The organism is Flavitalea flava, assembly GCF_054461575.1.
The window spans coordinates 1-1,219 of sequence record NZ_JBTLQH010000123.1; the positions used below are offsets into that span (position 1 = coordinate 1).

Annotated in this window: 1 protein-coding gene; it reads right to left on the bottom strand. The window is 57.9% G+C overall.

Annotation, left to right across the window (positions count from 1 at the left end):
- The coding region (locus ACX0G9_RS31645) for a non-ribosomal peptide synthetase (RefSeq protein WP_459069000.1) at window positions 1–1,219 on the bottom strand (1,219 nt) is incomplete at both ends.

The window sequence follows — 1,219 nt, forward strand, 5'->3', positions numbered from 1 at the left end:
TGCCCTCCCAGCTCGAAAAAATTATCGTGGATCCCTATCCGTTCCACACCTAATAATTCTTCCCAGACGGCAACTAATTTTTTTTCTATTTCGTTTGAAGGGCCTTCATAACGGTCCTTCCCCTGTGCGGTTCCCTCCGGGTCCGGCAACGCCTTTTTGTCCACTTTTCCATTGGCCGTCAAGGGCAGGGCTTCCATTTTCACCAATACCGACGGCAGCAGATAATCCGGCAACCGGCTTTGCAGAAAATTCCACACCCCTTCCCGGTCATATGCCGCTGTCCCAACTATATAGCCTACCAACCGGTTGGCTCCCTTGCCGGCTTTGTCCACCACCACCACCGCCTGACTCACTCCCGGGCCTTCGCGCAGCACGCTCTCCACCTCCCCCGGCTCTACCCGGTATCCACGGATCTTTACCTGGTCGTCTATCCGCCCCAGGAACGCCATGTCCCCGCCCGGTAGCCAACGGACCAGATCGCCTGTCCCGTACAGCCTGGACCCTGCCTGGAGCCCAATGCGGTTCTCTACAAACTTTTCGGAAGTTAACTGCGGACGGTTCAGGTACCCCCGCGCCAATCCATCGCCTCCGATATATAATTCGCCCGCAACACCCTCCGGGCACAATGACCCCTCCCCGTTCAGCACATAAACCTCCGTATTGCCAAACGGTTGGCCGATCGGAACCGTACCCCCCAACCCCGCTCCTTCCTCCCCATCGACCCCCAACTCCGGCTCATACAATAATTTGCCGATCGTCGTTTCTGTTGGACCATAGTGATTGATGATCCGGCAGCCGTTCCCACCCTTGCGCAGCTCTGCTACCCATTCCCACGGCAACGCCTCCCCCCCAAACACCAATAAACGCTCCGGCACGATCAGCCCACCCGCCTGACTCAGCGCCTTCCAATGCGAGGGCACGATTTTCAAACAATCTATCCGGTGACGCGCAAAATAGGACCGCACCGCACCGCCATCATGCACCGCCCCTGCCGACAGCACATGCAGCGTCCCGCCGCTCAGCAAGGCACTATAGATCACCGTATTGCCCAGATCCGCCGATATCGTCGAGACCAGCGCATAGGATTTACACGCACCCATTCCCGTCCGATCCTCCAGTCCATATACATAATCCACCAGACTGCGGTGTTCCACCAGCACCCCCTTGGATTGGCCCGTCGAACCCGACGTATAGATCACATAGGCCAGGTCCGACGCGC